Source organism: Streptomyces sp. NPDC058274 (assembly GCF_042881375.1).
Classification (GTDB): Bacteria; Actinomycetota; Actinomycetes; order Streptomycetales; family Streptomycetaceae; genus Streptomyces.
In genome coordinates this window covers 96,206-110,707 of record NZ_JBHVXW010000016.1, presented here as the reverse complement: position 1 = coordinate 110,707, position 14,502 = coordinate 96,206, and the positions used below count along the sequence as shown (strand labels likewise).

General features: G+C 71.0%; 15 protein-coding genes. 6 read left to right on the top strand and 9 right to left on the bottom strand.

Annotated elements, in window-relative coordinates:
• Positions 1 to 23: 23 nt before the first annotated feature.
• Positions 24 to 506, bottom strand: coding sequence for a CarD family transcriptional regulator (locus ACFVYF_RS27290; protein WP_003953493.1), 483 nt, complete (start codon positions 504 to 506; stop codon positions 24 to 26).
• A 641-nt stretch (positions 507 to 1,147) separates the two neighbouring features.
• Between ACFVYF_RS27290 and ACFVYF_RS27285 the strand changes: the two genes are divergently transcribed.
• Positions 1,148 to 1,825: a DUF461 domain-containing protein gene (locus ACFVYF_RS27285; protein ID WP_389459508.1), complete on the top strand. Its 678-nt coding sequence runs from the start codon at positions 1,148 to 1,150 to the stop codon at positions 1,823 to 1,825.
• Positions 1,826 to 1,933: 108 nt separating this feature from the next.
• Here the strand turns inward: ACFVYF_RS27285 and ACFVYF_RS27280 are convergent, their stop codons facing one another.
• Both ACFVYF_RS27280 and ACFVYF_RS27275 read right to left on the bottom strand, forming a co-directional pair.
• Positions 1,934 to 2,614 carry a response regulator gene (locus tag ACFVYF_RS27280; RefSeq protein ID WP_389459506.1) on the bottom strand — a complete coding sequence of 227 codons (681 nt, stop codon included), beginning with the start codon at positions 2,612 to 2,614 and terminating at the stop codon, positions 1,934 to 1,936.
• Entirely contained in the window at positions 2,611 to 3,888 is a 1,278-nt protein-coding gene (locus ACFVYF_RS27275; RefSeq protein ID WP_389459504.1) for a sensor histidine kinase, read from the bottom strand. Before ACFVYF_RS27275 ends, ACFVYF_RS27280 begins: the two co-directional genes overlap by 4 nt.
• A gap of 225 nt (positions 3,889 to 4,113) precedes the next feature.
• Between ACFVYF_RS27275 and phoU the strand changes: the two genes are divergently transcribed.
• Together phoU and ACFVYF_RS27265 are read left to right on the top strand one after the other, a co-directional pair.
• The gene (gene phoU / locus ACFVYF_RS27270; RefSeq protein WP_389459502.1) at positions 4,114 to 4,803 is read left to right on the top strand and encodes a phosphate signaling complex protein PhoU; all 690 of its coding nucleotides are present in this window, start codon (positions 4,114 to 4,116) and stop codon (positions 4,801 to 4,803) included.
• Positions 4,804 to 5,013: 210 nt separating this feature from the next.
• Entirely contained in the window at positions 5,014 to 5,166 is a 153-nt protein-coding gene (locus tag ACFVYF_RS27265; protein WP_383276853.1) for a hypothetical protein, read from the top strand.
• Positions 5,167 to 5,263: 97 nt separating this feature from the next.
• Here ACFVYF_RS27265 and ACFVYF_RS27260 read toward each other — a convergent pair whose 3' ends face one another.
• Both ACFVYF_RS27260 and ACFVYF_RS27255 read right to left on the bottom strand, forming a co-directional pair.
• The gene (locus ACFVYF_RS27260) at positions 5,264 to 5,536 is read right to left on the bottom strand and encodes a hypothetical protein (protein WP_389459500.1); all 273 of its coding nucleotides are present in this window, start codon (positions 5,534 to 5,536) and stop codon (positions 5,264 to 5,266) included.
• 198 nt (positions 5,537 to 5,734) lie between these two features.
• Positions 5,735 to 6,496, bottom strand: a complete 762-nt coding sequence (locus ACFVYF_RS27255) for a phosphoglyceromutase (protein ID WP_389459498.1) — start codon at positions 6,494 to 6,496, stop codon at positions 5,735 to 5,737.
• Between the two features lie 174 nt (positions 6,497 to 6,670).
• Between ACFVYF_RS27255 and ACFVYF_RS27250 the strand changes: the two genes are divergently transcribed.
• Positions 6,671 to 7,927 carry an MDR family MFS transporter gene (locus ACFVYF_RS27250; RefSeq protein ID WP_389459496.1) on the top strand — a complete coding sequence of 419 codons (1,257 nt, stop codon included), beginning with the start codon at positions 6,671 to 6,673 and terminating at the stop codon, positions 7,925 to 7,927.
• 41 nt (positions 7,928 to 7,968) lie between these two features.
• On the opposite strand, the gene ACFVYF_RS27245 is transcribed toward ACFVYF_RS27250, so the two are convergent.
• Positions 7,969 to 8,508, bottom strand: a complete 540-nt coding sequence (locus tag ACFVYF_RS27245) for a DUF2000 family protein (protein WP_389459495.1) — start codon at positions 8,506 to 8,508, stop codon at positions 7,969 to 7,971.
• Between ACFVYF_RS27245 and ACFVYF_RS27240 the strand changes: the two genes are divergently transcribed.
• The gene (locus tag ACFVYF_RS27240; RefSeq protein ID WP_389459493.1) at positions 8,507 to 9,304 is read left to right on the top strand and encodes an AraC family transcriptional regulator; all 798 of its coding nucleotides are present in this window, start codon (positions 8,507 to 8,509) and stop codon (positions 9,302 to 9,304) included. The two genes, ACFVYF_RS27245 and ACFVYF_RS27240, sit on opposite strands and share 2 nt — an antisense overlap.
• Here the strand turns inward: ACFVYF_RS27240 and ACFVYF_RS27235 are convergent.
• From ACFVYF_RS27235 to mshA, 3 genes are all read right to left on the bottom strand, one after another.
• The gene (locus ACFVYF_RS27235; RefSeq protein ID WP_389459491.1) at positions 9,283 to 11,010 is read right to left on the bottom strand and encodes a glycosyl hydrolase family 28-related protein; all 1,728 of its coding nucleotides are present in this window, start codon (positions 11,008 to 11,010) and stop codon (positions 9,283 to 9,285) included. The two genes, ACFVYF_RS27240 and ACFVYF_RS27235, sit on opposite strands and share 22 nt — an antisense overlap.
• Before the next feature lie 118 nt (positions 11,011 to 11,128).
• The gene (locus ACFVYF_RS27230) at positions 11,129 to 11,620 is read right to left on the bottom strand and encodes a YbjN domain-containing protein (protein WP_389459489.1); all 492 of its coding nucleotides are present in this window, start codon (positions 11,618 to 11,620) and stop codon (positions 11,129 to 11,131) included.
• A 248-nt stretch (positions 11,621 to 11,868) separates the two neighbouring features.
• Complete coding sequence (gene mshA / locus ACFVYF_RS27225; RefSeq protein WP_389459488.1) at positions 11,869 to 13,206, bottom strand: D-inositol-3-phosphate glycosyltransferase; 1,338 nt, start codon at positions 13,204 to 13,206, stop codon at positions 11,869 to 11,871.
• A gap of 308 nt (positions 13,207 to 13,514) precedes the next feature.
• Between mshA and ACFVYF_RS27220 the strand changes: the two genes are divergently transcribed.
• The gene (locus tag ACFVYF_RS27220) at positions 13,515 to 14,300 is read left to right on the top strand and encodes a class I SAM-dependent methyltransferase (RefSeq protein ID WP_389459634.1); all 786 of its coding nucleotides are present in this window, start codon (positions 13,515 to 13,517) and stop codon (positions 14,298 to 14,300) included.
• Positions 14,301 to 14,502: the final 202 nt, after the last annotated feature.

Sequence of the window (14,502 nt, the reverse complement as noted above, 5' to 3'; positions counted from 1 at the left end):
CAGCGTCTTGACGACCGCCTGCATCAGGACGCGAGGACCTCGTCGAGCAGGGCCTCGGCCTTGTCCTCGTTCGTGTTCTCCGCGAGGGCCAGCTCGCTCACCAGGATCTGCCGTGCCTTGGCGAGCATGCGCTTCTCACCTGCGGAGAGTCCGCGCTCACGCTCACGACGCCACAGGTCACGTACGACTTCCGCGACCTTGATGACATCGCCCGAGGCGAGCTTCTCCAGATTTGCCTTGTAGCGACGCGACCAGTTCGTGGGCTCCTCGGCGTACGGCGCGCGCAGCACCTCGAAGACCCGGTCCAGCCCGTCCTGACCGACCACATCACGTACGCCGACGAACTCCGCATTGTCCGCTGGCACACGCACCGTCAGGTCGCCCTGGGCGACCTTCAGCACCAAGTAGGTCTTGTCCACGCCTTTGATCTGGCGAGTTTCGATGGCCTCGATCAGCGCGGCCCCGTGATGGGGATAGACCACGGTGTCGCCAACCTTGAACGTCATGTGACAGGTACCCCTTCCGTGGCTATCCATCCTAACACGAGAACCGCCTCTTCTGAATGGCGTTTTCGCAGGTCAGGGCATATCTCGGGGCTTGACAACAACAACAGGAACGTGCTTCGGAGGCCGAGCGGAAGAGGGTATTCGCAGGTCGGAGCGGCTCTTCAGGCCAAGTGAAACGCGCACGTTACACACACCCCAAGGTGCCCTCCACCGTCCGAACGTCCTATTTTGTCCGACTCCAAGAGGACGACTTCCGCTACTCCGTTCGGTGAACGCAGTCGGGTGCGACACCAATCCGGAATTGATCACGACGGTCGATGATCAATTTCCAGGACCGCCATGCATTCCTTACGGACCCTTACCGATCCTTACGAGAAAATCCGCAAGCCGATGCGGGCGGTACTTATGTGAATGGCGGACGAGATGCCGGCCAAAGGGGCGGATGTGGCCCACGGGGAATCCGTGCCGGACGGGGCGCGCGGGCGGCGCGGAGGAGCCCGTGGGTGCGTAGAGGCGGGTCGGGTGCGGCAGCGCGGGAACGGCTCGGTAACCTAAGCCCGCTGACAGACCCCTGGGGCGGCTTTACAGCCGTACGGCCGCCCGCCCCACGTACCGCCCACGTTCTAGGAGTTGCCGCCGCCGTGAGCAGCAGCCTTCGACGCGGCGCACTCGCCGCCGCCGCCATCGCGTTCTCGATCGCCTCGCTCGCCGCATGCGCCGCAGGCAACAACGCCCAGACGCTGGAGGTCAAGCCGGACAACGCGGCGACCGCCGTCGGGAACATCAAGATCCAGAACGCTCTGGTCATCACCCAGCCCGACCTCCGGTCGACCGGCCCGGCGGTGATCTCCGCGACCCTCTTCAACAACGGCCCCACAGCGCAGACGCTGGACACCGTCACCGTCGCCGGCAAGTCCGCCGCGCTCAAGCCCGCCAAGGGCTCCGGCAAGCTGACCGTCCCGGCCGGCGGCCAGCTCATCCTCGGCGGCAAGGGCAACGCCTCCGCGGTCCTGGCCAGCAGCCGTGAGGCGGTCCAGGACGGCAACGCGCAGAAGGTCACCTTCAGCTTCAGCCAGACCGGTGACGTGAGCCTGAAGGCGTTCGTCGTGCCCGCCGAGAGCTACTTCTCCAAGTGGGGCCCGAGCGACGTCCCGGCGGCGCCGGGGGCCTCCGCGTCCGCGTCCGCGAGCACCAAGCCGTCCGGGTCGGCCGGCGCGTCGAGCTCGCCGTCCGAGTCCTCCTCCGGCGTTCCGTCGGACGCGGCGTCGGCCAGCGCCACGGCCACCGAGTCGGCCTCGGACTCGGCTGCCGGTCACTGACGGGCCGTACGCCCGGATCCTCGTCGTACGCACGAAGGGCGGGACCCCACGTGGGGGTCCCGCTCTTCGTCGTTGCCGGTCCGCTGCCGGGTCCCGGCCTGGGCCGGTTTACGGCTCGAACTTGTAGCCGAGCCCGCGGACCGTCACCAGGTACCGCGGCGCGCCCGGGTCCGGCTCGACCTTGGCGCGCAGGCGCTTCACGTGGACGTCGAGGGTCTTGGTGTCGCCCACGTAGTCGGCGCCCCACACCCGGTCGATGAGCTGCATCCGGGTCAGCACGCGGCCCGCGTTGCGCAGGAGCATCTCCAGCAGGTCGAACTCCTTCAGGGGAAGGTCGATCTTGGAGCCGGAGACGGTGACCACGTGGCGGTCGACGTCCATCCGGACCGGGCCGGCCTCCAGGGCGGCCGGGGAGACCTCCTCGGGCTCCCCGCGTCGGCGCAGGACGGCCCGGATGCGGGCGACCAGCTCACGCGAGGAGAAGGGCTTGGTGACGTAGTCGTCGGCTCCTATCTCCAGCCCGACGACCTTGTCGATCTCGCTGTCCTTGGCGGTGACCATGATCACCGGAACGTTGGAGCGGCCGCGCAGCTGACGGCACACCTCCGTACCGGGCAGGCCCGGCAGCATCAGGTCGAGGAGCACGAGGTCGGCGCCGTTGCGCTCGAACTCGTCGAGTCCGTCGGGCCCGGTGGTCGCGATGGCGACCTCGAAGCCCTCTTTGCGGAGCATGTACGACAGGGCGTCGGAGAAGGACTCCTCGTCCTCGACGACGAGCACACGGGTCACGGAAGGACCTCCGGGGCAGGAAGCGGTTCGTACGGGGATGTGACGGTGGTCGTCCCGTCGGGCTGGCCGGACTCGTCGTCTTCGTCGAGGCCGGGCATGTGGTGATCGGTCACGCGGTCGCGGGCCGCACCCGCCTCCGGCAGCCTGAGAGTGAACGTGGAGCCCTGTCCCTCCGAGCTCCACACCGTGACCTCCCCGCCGTGCGAGGCGGCCACGTGTTTGACGATCGCGAGTCCCAGGCCGGTGCCACCAGTGGCACGGGAACGGGCCGGGTCCACGCGATAGAAGCGCTCGAAGACGCGCTCCCGGTCCTTCTCGGAGATGCCGATGCCCTGGTCGGTCACGGCGATCTCGATGAGGTCTCCGCCGGGCGCGCTCACCCGGCGCGCGGCTATGCCGACCCGGGTGCGGGACGGGGAGTAGTTGACGCCGTTCTCCACGAGGTTGCCGAGGGCGGCGGCCAGCTGGCCGCGGTTGCCCCAGACGTGCAGTTCGGCGGTGCCGCCGGCGGCCATGGTGATCTGTTTGGCGCCGGCCTGGTGGCGGCAGCGGTCGATCGCCTCGGCGACCAGTTCGTCGACGCGGACGGGCTCGGCGTCCTCGAGGGGGTCGTCGTTCTGCACCCGCGACAGGTCGATGAGCTCCTGCACCAGGTTGGTGAGCCGGGTGGCCTCGATCTGCATCCGCCCGGCGAAGCGCTCCACCGCCTCGGGGTCGTCGGAGGCGCCCATGACAGCCTCGGAGAGCAGGCTGAGCGCGCCGACGGGGGTCTTGAGCTCATGGCTCACATTCGCGACGAAGTCGCGTCGTACGGCCTCGATGCGGCGCGCCTCGGTGAGGTCCTCGACGAGCAGCAGCACGAGCCGGGAGCCGAGGGGGGCCACGCGCGCGGAGACGGCGAGGGCCTCGCCCCGTCCGGTCCCGCGCCGGGGCAGGTCCAGCTCCACCTGGCGTATCTCCCCGTCGCGGCGGGTGTCCCGCGCCATCAGGAGCATCGGCTCGACGGCCAGCTTGCCGCCCCGCACCAGCCCGAGGGCGTACGCCGCGGAGCTGGCCTTGACCACGGCGTCCGCCTCGTCGAGTACGACGGCGGAGGACCGGAGCACCGACAGCACTGTGTCGACACCCGGCGGAAGCACCGCGTCCGTGTGCAGCGAGGTGCGGGTGGGTCGTTTCTGGTCGCGCTCGCTCCAGCGGAACGCCAGCATGGCGATGACACCGGTGAGCACTCCGGCGATCGCTGCCGCTGCGGCGACCGCCGCGTTCACGTCCATGCCTCCAGGTTAGGCATGTCGTCACTCCAGGCCACAGCCATCCGGGTGCGACCTCGAACACTCGTCGCCCAGAGTTCACCTGGGAGCTAGCGATGGTTCATTTGGGGTGCCGGAAACGGACGCGTACGGGCCGGAACGTGGGAGCGTGGGGTTCACAGGGCCTGTCCGGCGATCAGGGCCCAGCCCCCCGGACCCCCGAAGCTGACGTAAGAGAGGGACACCCTGATGCGGGACGCGTACCACGAGGAACTGGACTCGATCGGCGAGGGCCTGGTCGAGATGGCCCGGCTCGTCGGGTCGGCGATCGGGCGCGCCACGACGGCCATCCTCGACTCCGACCTGAAGCTGGCCGAGAGCGTGATCGCGGCCGACGACAAGGTCGACGATCTGCAGCACGAGCTGGAGGCCCGGGCGATAGCACTGCTGGCCCGCCAGCAGCCGGTCGCGACGGATCTGCGGATCGTCGTGACGTCACTGCGCATGTCGGCCGACCTGGAGCGTTCGGGTGACCTGGCGCAGCACGTCGCCAAGCTCGCCCGTCTGCGCTTTCCCGAGCGGGCGATCCCCCACGACCTGCACGCCACGATCCTGGAGATGGGCCAGCTCGCCCAGCGCCTGATGGCCAAGGCGGCCGAGGTCATCATCACCAAGGACGTCGACCTCGCCCTCCAGCTGGAGCAGGACGACGACGACATGGACCTGCTGCACCGCACCCTCTTCCAGCACCTGATGGACGACCGCTGGAAGCACGGCATCGAGACCGCCGTGGACGTCACCCTCCTCGGCCGCTACTACGAGCGCTTCGCCGACCACGCGGTGTCGGTCGCCAAGCGCGTCGTGTACCTGGTGACGGGCGAGCACGCGGACGAGCTCCAGGCGGACATCCAGCCGGTCACGGGGGCGGAGGGGGCCTGAACCCGGCGGGGGCCGGGCTTCGGGCCTGCCCCGGGGCTCGGCGCGGAACCGGATCCTCCGCCGTGCTCACGGAGCCGCGGGGCGCGCGCAAGCCTCCATGCGCCGTTGATGCGCCCACCGAAGTGGGCATGCAATGGGCAAACAGGAAATGTGCGACGCGCCGTGTGCCCGGCACGGTCTCGTACACCTTCGTGTCCGAAGGAGGGACCCATGGCCGAATCCCCCAGCACGCCCGATCCCACGGTGGACCGCGACACCCAGCAGCCCGCCGAGATCAAAAGCCTCCCGCTGTTCGGAGCATGCGGCTGCGGTTCCGGCTGCGGTTGCGGCTGCCAGTCGGGCAATCCCTGCCAGTGCGGCTGACCGCGTAAGACACCGCATACGGCACGTCGTACGACACCCCGTACGACGGCGAAAGGGCCCCGCTTCGAGAAGCGGGGCCCTTTCCGTGCCGGCCCGGTCAGTGGTGGAAGCCGCCGAAGTCCAGCGGAGCGGACATGCCCTCCTGGCCGTCCTCGTGACTGTTCTCGCGGCTGTCCTCACGACCCTCGTCGTCGCCGTCGTCGTCGCCCTTACAGCCCTCGGCGTAGTAGGCGTGGCCGCCACCCGCGCCGGCGATGATCCCGCAGGCCGAGTCGTCGTCGTGCCCGCCCCAGCCGTTGGCCAGCGCCGCGCCGGAGCTGCCGAGGACACAGCCGGCCGAGAGGATAACCGCGGTGACAATCGTGCGCATACGCATGAAGAGACTTCCTTTGCTTGGGCGTTGAAGGGGTCGTCAACAGCCATGGACCAAGCACGTCCCACGCAAACCTGCCCACACCCATCCAGCGCAACGGTCTCCGGTGCCCTGCCCGGCCCGATCCCAAGCCGGAAAACGCAGCAAAGAGCCCCCTGCGGCGGAAAACCACGCAGGGGGCTCAATCAGCTCGGCTTACTTCTTCTTGCCCTGGTTCTTGACAGCCTCGATGGCCGCCGCCGCGGCGTCCGGGTCGAGGTAGGTGCCGCCGGGGTTGAGCGGCTTGAAGTCGGCGTCGAGTTCGTAGGAGAGGGGGATGCCCGTGGGGATGTTCAGGCCGGCGATGTCGGCGTCCGAGATGCCGTCGAGGTGCTTGACGAGGGCGCGGAGGCTGTTGCCGTGGGCGGCGACGAGGACCGTGCGGCCGGTGAGGAGGTCGGGGACGATGCCGTCGTACCAGTACGGGAGCATGCGGGTGACGACGTCCTTGAGGCACTCCGTGCGGGGACGCAACTCCGGCGGGATGGTCGCGTAGCGCGGGTCGTCGGACTGGGAGAACTCCGTGCCGTCGGCGAGGGGCGGCGGCGGAGTGTCGTACGAGCGGCGCCAGAGCATGAACTGCTCCTCGCCGAACTCGGCGAGCGTCTGCGCCTTGTCCTTGCCTTGGAGCGCGCCGTAGTGCCGCTCGTTCAGGCGCCAGGAGCGGTGGACCGGGATCCAGTGGCGGTCGGCGGCCTCCAGCGAGAGCTGGGCCGTGCGGATCGCGCGCTTCTGGAGCGAGGTGTGGACCACGTCGGGCAGCAGGCCGGCGTCCTTGAGCAGCTCACCGCCGCGGACTGCCTCCTTCTCGCCCTTCTCGTTGAGATTGACGTCCACCCAGCCGGTGAACAGGTTCTTCGCGTTCCATTCGCTCTCGCCGTGGCGGAGGAGGATCAGCTTGTACGGTGCGTCGGCCATGCCTTCGAGCGTAATGGAACGGGCGGAGCCCTCGCGCGCCTGGTCGGCAGGCGGACACACGAACCCCACGGCGTCGGTCGGTTGACGGCTTCTGTTAATTGACTGGCCGCCCGGGACCCGCCCCTCGTAAGTTGTGATCACCGTCTGAGCCGCTTACACCGTGGGGGAACACCGATGCCGCTCGCCGTCATGAGACGCGCTGCCCGAGAGACCGTCTCGGGACTCCCCCGCGAGTTCTGGTGGCTGTGGACCAGCACCCTCGTCAACCGCCTCGGCGCCTTCGTCGCCACGTTCATGGCGCTCTATCTGACGCTGGACCGCGGCTACTCCGCCTCGTACGCGGGTCTCGTCGCCTCCCTGCACGGCCTCGGCGGGGTGATCTCCTCGCTCGGCGCGGGCGTGATGACGGACCGGCTCGGCCGACGGCCCACCCTGCTCATCGCGCAGACGTCGACGGCCGCCTCGGTCGCCCTGCTCGGCTTCATGCACGATCCCGTGGCGATCGCCGGGGTCGCCTTCCTGGTCGGCATGGCGTCGAACGCCTCCCGGCCCGCCGTGCAGGCGATGATGGCCGACATCGTCCGGCCCGAGGACCGGGTCCGGGCCTTCTCCCTCAACTACTGGGCCATCAACCTGGGCTTCGCGGTCTCCTCGGCGGGCGCCGGCTTCATCGCCGAGTTCAGCTACCTCGCCGGCTTCCTCATCGAGGCGGGCATGACCCTCGTCTGCGCCCTCGTCGTCTTCGCCAAGCTGCCGGAGTCCCGGCCGGTGCCCACGGCCAAGACCGCCGCCGAACCGGCCGCCGGCCTCGGCGCGGTGCTGCGCGACGGCCGCTTCATGAGCGTCGTCGGGCTGTCCTTCCTCGTGGCCCTCGTCTTCCAGCAGGGCTCGGTGGGACTCCCGGTGGCGATGGGCGCGGCCGGCTTCACGCCGGCGGACTACGGCATGGCGATCGCGGTCAACGGTGTGCTCATCGTCGTCCTGCAGATCCCGGTGACCCGTTACATCGAGCACCGGGACCCGCGGCGCCTGCTCGTGATCTCGTCCCTGCTCGCGGGATACGGCTTCGGGCTCACCGCGTTCGCCGGTTCGGTCGGCATGTTCGCCCTCACGGTGTGCGTGTGGACGCTGGCCGAGATCGTCAACGCGCCCACGCAGACCGGGCTGGTCGTCCGCCTCTCGCCCGTCCACGGCCGCGGCCGCTACCAGGGCATGTACACGATGTCCTGGGCCGTCGCCTCCCTCGTCGCTCCCCTGATGTCCGGTTTCGTGATCGACCGGTTCGGCGCGGAGTGGCTGTGGGGGCTGTGCGCGGTGGTGGGCACGGCGGCGGCCGTCGGGTACGGGGCACTGATGCGGCGCCTCCCGGCGGACGAACCGCCCGTCGCCGCGCCGTCCGGCGCGGCCCGCCAGGAGGTCGGGGCGGTCTGACCCCGCCCGTCGCGGGGGTGCGGTGCGGTGCCTGGGCGGGGTCACCGGTGCATCCGCGCCCCCTTCATCACCTTGTCCACCCCGTTGCGCGGCCCGTACACCGCGAGTCCGACCAGGTCGAGCTCCGCGGTCGGGACGGCCCGTACGGCGGCCCGGTTGTCGCGGTCGTTGCCCGTGGCGAACAGGTCGGAGGTGAAGACGGCTCGCGGCAGCGCCCGGCCGAGGGCGCGGGTGTGCGCGGCGGTCAGGGTCTCCTTCGAGCCCTCGAAGACCAGCACCGGCTGGCGGAACATCGGCAGGTACGCGGTGTCGTCCGCGTCGGCGTACGGCTGCCCGATCACCTCGGGGACCACCGTCCCGAGGCCGCTGACGAGGAACGCGGTCACGTTGAGGCGCTGCCACGGCTCCAGGTCGTCGCGGAGCAGCACGGCGATCTTGCTGTCGAAGCGGACGGGCGCGGTGCCGACGGGACCGTCCGGGGTCTCGGGGCTGTCCGGGCGCTCAGGGCCCTGTTGGCTGTCGGTGCTCATGCCTTGAGACTGCCGACCGTCGTACGACCCGGTCTTGTACGTTTCTTGCATGGTGGCCCAGCGCGAGATCTCCGCGTGGCGCCCGCGGATCCCGGGCGTCGTGGAGGTGTTCCACGCGCACTACACCGAGTACGCGTATCCCATGCACGTGCACGACGCGTGGACGCTGCTGATCGTCGACGCCGGCGCCGTGCGGTACGACCTCGACCGGCACGAGCACGGCACCCCGCACGACACGGTCTCCCTGCTCCCGCCGCACGTCCCGCACAACGGTTCACCGGTCGGCGCGGACGGTTTCCGCAAGCGCGTCCTGTACCTCGACCTGAGCCGCCTCGACGAGAGCCTCATCGGGGCCGCGGTGGACACACCCGACCTGACCGACCCCGTACTGCGCCGGCGCGTCGGACAGCTGCACACCGCCCTCGCGCACCCGGGCGACGAGCTGGAGGCGGAGAGCAGGCTGACGCTGGTCGGCGAGCGGCTGCGCGAGCATCTCGGCCCCGGGCCGGCCGGCGGGCCCCCGCGCGCCGACCGCCCGCTCGCGCACCGGCTGCGCGAACTCCTCGACGAGCGCCTCGTCGAGGGCGTGGCCCTGGACGAGGCGGCGCGGCTCGTGCACGCCCATCCCGCCCATCTGGTACGGGCGTTCAGCGGAGCCTTCGGCATCGCGCCGCACCAGTACCTGATGTCGCGCCGAGTCGACCGCGCCCGCCGGCTCCTGCTCGACGGCGCGAAGCCGGCCGAGGTGGCGACGGTGACCGGCTTCTACGACCAGTCCCATCTCACCCGCCACTTCAAGCGGTTGGTGGGGGTCTCTCCCGGCCGCTACCGCTCCAGCTCGCGCTGAGCGTCGTACAGATTCCGCGGCCGTACGACGTCCGTGGTGCCGTACAGCTCCAGGCGGGAGTTCAGGGGTCCGGTGAAGTCGGGTACGTCGATCTGGTCGAACTCGGTGACTTCGTTGACGCCGACCGTGGCGCTGTAGGGCGCGAGGCCGTCGATCTTCATCAGGCCCGCGCGGCCGTTGGTGACGCGGATGTTCCAGTGGGTGAAGCGGGCGCCGAAGAGGGGTCCCGCGATGGCGTCCCCGCCGTGGCGGCCGTCGTTGTGGACGGTGATGTCAGTGCGGACGTTCGCGAAGGGCAGGCCCCGGTGGGAGTCGAACGTGCCCATCGCCATCTCGCCGCGCGACCAGACGTTGTAGGAGGAGAGGCCCTCCACGTTGATGCCGTGGAGCTGGGTTCCGGCGGGGGCCGGGACGGTGCGCTGCTCGATCGTGAAGTCCTCGATGAGGTTGTCGTGCGAGCCCTCGCGGCAGAAGTACGGGTGGTGGGAGCCGCGCCCCGCGACCGTCGTACGGCGCAGGGTGCAGGCGGAGGCGGCGACGAGGCCGAAGCCGTTGTCCACGTGCCGCACGACGATGTCGTCGGCCCAGCAGTCGTACGCGCACTGGAACGTGACGCCGTTGTAGCCCTTGTCGAGGAGGTGCAGGGACTGCGGGGTCTCGACCGCTTCCAGGGTGAGGCCCTCGACGCCCGAGCCGGTCAGCGCCTCGACGTGGGTGGTCAGGCGCGGGTCCCATTCGGGGCGTACGTCGAGCGGGAGCGGGCGCTCGAAGGTCACCTTGCTGCCCCGCACGCGCGCGATGCGCACCGGCCACTCGTAGGGGACGTAGCTGGTCAGCTTGGTCTTGTCGTCCCAGGAGTAGGCCTCGGGGCCCGGGCCGCCGCCCGACATGTGCTCCAGCAGCGTGTGGTCCGCGTCGTCGGCGAGGCGGAGCAGGACGAGCCGGCCGGCCCTCAGTTCCGAGGCGTCGGCGACCGTCACCGACCAGGAGCCGCGGGTCGCGGGCGCGACGGTCGTCAGCGTCTCCCACTCGTCCCGCTTGTTGCCGGTCCAGCCCTCGAAGGGCCACGCCCTGGCCTTGATGGCGGTGACCAGGGAGTCCCAACGGGCCGTCGGCGCCAGCCAGATGAGGCCGCCGGCCCAGGACCAGGACGACTTGTCCCCGCCGTAGCGGGAGCCGTAGACGCCGATCAGCTCGGTGAGGTTCCTGGTCGCGTACAGCTTGGTACGGCCGCTGCCGGCGCCGCGCAGCACGACGTTGTCGTACCCGATGTGGATCAGGTCGTCGATGCGGAAGGTGCCGGGCGGGATGAGCACCGTGCCACCGCCGGCCCTTCCGGCGGCAGCGATGGCACGGTTGATCGCGGGTGCGCAGTCCGTCGTGCCGTCGGCCTTGGCTCCGTAGGCGCGGACATCGGCCACGACGGGGCGGCGGGGGAGGTGCGCCGCCCCGGCGCGGTAGCCGGACCTGCCGATGTACGGGATCTGCGGGTGGGTGAAGGGGTCACGGGTGAACTCCCGCCAGATGGCGGGGACTTGGCCCGCGCGGTCGCCCGCCGTGGCGGCCGCCGTGGCGGGCGTCGGGCCGTCGGCCGCCGTCGCCGTTCCACCGGTCGCGGCCACGGCCGCCACCGCGATGGCACTGCCGAGCAGCCCGCGCCGGGTGATGCCCGTGTGCCCGCCGATATCGGCGTACCCGTTGCCCATACCCGCCCCACTTTCCAAGGATGTGAACGACGTTCATATGTGCGTCGGCTGCGAGCATGCCACGGAGATCCCGGCCGGGGAAGAGGTCGAGCAGCAACTGACAGGTAAGCGGGGAGGGTCAGTTGGCGGGACGCTGGGTCAGATGGCTGAACGCGTCCAGATTGCGGGTCGACTCACCGCGGGACACCCGCCATGCGTACTCCTTGCGGATCGCGGACGCGAAACCGAGCTCCAGCAGGGTGTTGAACGAGCCGTCGGCGGCTTCCAGGACCGAGCCGAGCAGGCGGTCGATCTCGTCGGGCGTGACCGCCGCCAGCGGCAGCTTGCCGACGAGGTAGATGTCCCCGAGCCGGTCGACCGCGTAACCGACGCCGTAGAGCTTGAGGTTGCGCTCCAGGAGCCAGCGGTGCACCGCCTCCGCGTTCTCGTCGGGGTGCCTGATCACGAAGGCGTTCAGCGAGAGCGAGTGCTTGCCGACGATCAGCGAGACGGTCGTGGACAGCTTGCGGGTGCCGGGCAGCTTCACGACGTACGAGCCCGTCTCGGGACTCTCCCACTCCAGCTCGGCCTCGGTGAGAACCTGCTCGATGATCGACACTGCGTCAGCCATGGAGCGAGCGTACGTCAGGGCGGGAGGGGGGCCTTGTCCGGCCGGGAGGCGTGCGGGTGCCGACCGGAGGCGTGCCGGCGCCGGCAGGAGCCGCGCCGGTGCCGGCGGGAGGGGGCCTTGTCCGGCCGGGAGGCGTGCGGGTGCGGACCGGAGGCGTGCCGGTGCCGGCAGGAGCCGCGCCTGTGCCGGCGGGAGACGTACCCGCGCCGCGCCCGGGCGCGCTCGGCCGGGGCGCGCGGAGGGCGCCGTCAGCCGTGGTGGGCGCGCACCTGCCGGCGGTGGTCGTGCATCGCCGCGGTGTACACGTCCGCCGTGGCGGCGGCCGCCGTGTCCCAGCCGAAGCACTGCGCGTGCCGAGCCGCGGCCGCGCCCATCCGGGCGGACAGCTCCGCGTCGTCCGCGAAATCACGGAGCACGCGCGCGTAGGCGGCGGGATCGTGCCCCTGCACCAGGAAGCCGGTCTCCCCGTCGCGTACGGCCACCGGGAGGCCGCCGACCGAGGCCGCGAGCACCGGCGTACCGGCCGCCTGCGCCTCGATGGCCACCAGCCCGAAGGACTCGCTGTACGACGGCATGACCAGCACGGACGCGGCCCGGAACCAGTCGGCGAGCTGCTCCTGGCCGACGGGCGGCCGGAAGCGTACGACGTCGGCGATGCCGAGCCGGGCCGCGAGCTTCTGCAGCCCCTCGGGCTTGGCGAGGCCGCTGCCGCTGGGGCCGCCCACCACCGGGACGAGGATCTTCGAACGCAGCTCGGGCCGCTCGTCCAGGAGGACGGCCACCGAACGCAGCAGGACGTCAGGGGCCTTGAGCGGCTGTATGCGGCCCGCGAAGAGCGGGATCAGGGCGTCCTGCGGGAGGCCGAGGCGGGCGCGGGCGGCGGCGCGGCCGTCGGCGGGGCGGAAGCGGTCCAGGTTGACGCCCGGGTGGACGACGGCGACCTTGCGGGCCTCGGCCTCGTAGTGGCGGACGAGCTCGTCGGCCTCTTCGGCGGTGTTGGCGATGAGGCGGTCGGCGGCGCGCACGATCTGGGTCTCGCCGATGACACGGGCGGCGGGCTCGGGGGTGTCGTCGTCGGCCAGCGCCGCGTTCTTGACCTTGGCCATGGTGTGCATCGCGTGCACCAGGGGCGTGCCCCAGCGCTCGGCGGCGAGCCAGCCGACGTGGCCGGAGAGCCAGTAGTGGGAGTGCACGAGGTCGTAGTAGCCGGGCCGGTGGCCGGCCCAGGCCTGCATGACACCGTGCGTGAAGGCGCACAGCTGGGCGGGCAGGTCTTCCTTGGCGAGGCCTTCGTAGGGGCCGGCGTCGACGTGCCGTACGAGCACGCCCGGGGCGAGTTCGACGGTGGGCGGCAGGGCACCGGTCGTCGCGCGCGTGAAGATCTCGACCTCGATGTTGATCGCGGCGAGGCGCTGGGCGAGCTCCACGATGTAGACGTTCATGCCGCCGGCGTCGCCCGTGCCGGGCTGGTGCAGCGGCGATGTGTGCACCGAGAGCATCGCGACGCGACGGGGCCTGCGGTGCAGCCTGAGCCTTGAGGGTGCCGCCGGAGAGCGACGCCCGAGCCTGCTGACGTACTGGCTCACGTGGCGTTCCTCCTTGCTGCGGACATGCCGTCAGGAGGGTGCGTGACGCCCTCCAAGAGGGGGAACGCAGGAGCGGTCTGCTCCATTTCCTCTTTGCCGAATCATTGCCGTCGATCGCTCAACCGTTCGACGACTGGGTGCGTACGCGGCCGTTGTCCACAGCCGCGCGTCGCCGCCACCGTGCGTACGCGGTCGTTGTCCACAGCCCAGCCTGGCGGCCGTCCCCGCCGCATACCCTCGTAGTCATGACAGCGCGCGCAGCGGCCCTCCCCAGCTCCCGGCCTCGCTCGGCCGGGGGGTCCCTCGTCGTGGGATCGGTGACGCGCGGGACCACGAACCCCAACCGCCTGCGCCGCATGGACCGCTGGATCGCGGCGGTGCACGGCGCGGAACTGCGCCGCGCCACCGACCCGATGGCGGTGGACCTCGGTTACGGGGCCGCGCCCTGGACCCCGGTCGAACTGCTGGAGCGGCTGCGGACCGTCGCTCCGCACACGCGCGTGGTCGGTGTGGAGATCGACCCGGCCCGCGTCGCGGCGGCCCGCCCGTACGAGCGCGAGGGACTGGTCTTCCGGCACGGCGGCTTCGAGGTGCCCGTGGCCGGCAGGCCGTCGCTCATCCGGGCGGCCAACGTGCTGCGGCAGTACGACGAGGAGCAGGTCGCCGCCGTCTGGCAGCGGCTGTGCGCGCGCCTCGCGCCGGTCACCGCCCGGTCGTCCGGAGGCCTGCTCGTCGAGGGCACGTGCGATGAGATCGGCCGCCGTCATGTCTGGGTCGCCCTCGGCCCCGAAGGACCGCGCTCGGTCACCTTCGCCACCCGGCTCGGCTCCCTGGACCGCCCGTCCGACCTCGCCGAGCGGCTGCCGAAGGCCCTGATCCACCGCAACGTCCCGGGTGAACCGGTGCACGCCTTCCTGCGGGACTTCGACCGCGCGTGGGCGGCCGCCGCGCCCTATGCCTCGTACGGCGCCCGGCAGCGCTGGATACGGACGGTCCGCGCCCTGGCGTCCGACTGGCCGGTGACGGACGGGCCGTCGCGCTGGCGGCAGGGCGAAGTGACGCTGCGCTGGGAGGCGTTGGCGCCGCGGGTCTGACCGAACCGGGTGAAGGGGGACGCGTGACCTGCGGGGAACGATCTCCGTGAGTTGTTCGTCACACAGGCGGGGAGATCGTCATGGGGGCGGTTCGAAGTGGGGAAGGGGAACGCGACGGCGGGCCGTGGGCCGGAGGAGGGGACTTCTTGCCCGCCTCTGTCGCATTGCGCGCCGACATGGCACGATCCCCCAGGCGTTCACA